Annotated in this window: 1 protein-coding gene; it reads left to right on the plus strand. The window is 68.4% G+C overall.

Annotated features, from left to right (window positions below; translation table 11 throughout):
• Positions 1–1,542: non-reducing end alpha-L-arabinofuranosidase family hydrolase (locus tag ABZ646_RS46395; RefSeq protein WP_360533763.1), on the plus strand; the 1,542-nt coding region annotated here is incomplete at both ends.

Genomic DNA, 1,542 nt, shown 5'->3' on the forward strand with positions numbered 1-1,542 from the left:
CCGGCGGCCAAGCTCTGCTACAACGACTACAACATCGAGAACTGGTCCGACGCCAAGACCCAGGGCGTCTACACCATGGTCAAGGACTTCAAGTCGCGCGGCGTGCCCATCGACTGCGTCGGCTTCCAGAGCCACTTCGGCACCGGCGGCCCACCGGCGAGCTTCCGGACCACCCTGTCCAAGTTCGCCGCGCTCGGTGTGGACGTCCAGATCACCGAGCTCGACATCGCGCAGGCGTCCGCCACCGCGTACGCCGACACCGTCCAGGACTGCCTCGGCGTCGCCCGCTGCACCGGCATCACCGTGTGGGGCATACGCGACAGCGACTCCTGGCGCACCGGCGAGAACCCGCTGCTGTTCGACGCGGGCGGCGACAGGAAGCCCGCCTACAGCGCCGTGCTGACCGCCCTGGGCAGTACCGGCAGCGGCGGCACGCAGGCCGGGGACATCACCTCCGGCACCGTCTACACGCTCTCCGACGCGGCCGCCGGACGTGTTCTCGACGAGCCCGCGGGACAGAACGACAACGGCACCCCGCTCCAGGTGTGGGACGCAAGCGGCGCCGCCAACCAGCAGTGGCGGGCCACCAGGAACGGCGACGGCTCCTACACCCTGACCAACGTCGCCAGCGGACGGGTCCTGGACGAGCCGGGCAACCAGACGGGCAACGGGACGAGGATGGCGGTCTGGGACTCCAACGGCCACGCCAACCAGCACTGGAAGGCCGCCCGGAACAGCGACGGCTCCTACACCCTGACGAACGTCGCCAGCGGCCGGGCACTGGAGATCCCCGGCGGTCGGACCGCCAACGGCACTCCCGTCCAGATCTGGGACACCAACGGCGGTGCCAACCAGCACTGGAACTTCAGGCCGGCCGCGGCGCCGAAGAGCGACACGTGCGCTCTTCCGTCGACGTACCGGTGGACCTCGACGGGTGCGTCGGCGCAGCCGGCGAACGGGTGGGACGCGGTGAAGGACTTCACCACCGTGACGTACAACGGCAAGCACCTGGTCTACGCGTCGGACGTGTCGGGATCGTCGTACGGCTCGATGATGTTCAAGCCCTTCACGAACTGGGCGGACATGGCCTCGGCCGGCCAGACCGGCATGAGCCAGAAAGCGGTGGCACCCACACTGTTCTACTTCGCGCCCAAGAACATCTGGGTGCTGGCGTCCCAGTGGGGCGCGTCGGCCTTCGTCTACCGCACCTCCAGCGACCCCACCAACCCCGACGGCTGGTCCGCGCCGCAGCCGCTGTTCACCGGCAGCATCCCCCGCACCGAATCCGCCACCGGCCCGATCGACCAGACCCTGATCGCCGACGGCCAGAACATGTACCTGTTCTTCGCCGGCGACAACGGCAAGATCTACCGGTCGAGCATGCCGATCGGGAACTTCCCGGGCAGCTTCGGCTCGTCGTACACCACGGTCATGAGCGACACGCCGGAGAACCTGTTCGAGGCGCCGCAGGTCTACAAGGTCCAGGGGCAGAACCAGTACCTCATGATCGTCGAGGCTCGGGGTGCGACCGAGCAGCGTTTC

This window comes from Streptomyces sp. NPDC007162 (assembly GCF_040634175.1).
In the GTDB taxonomy this organism is placed as follows: domain Bacteria; phylum Actinomycetota; class Actinomycetes; order Streptomycetales; family Streptomycetaceae; genus Streptomyces.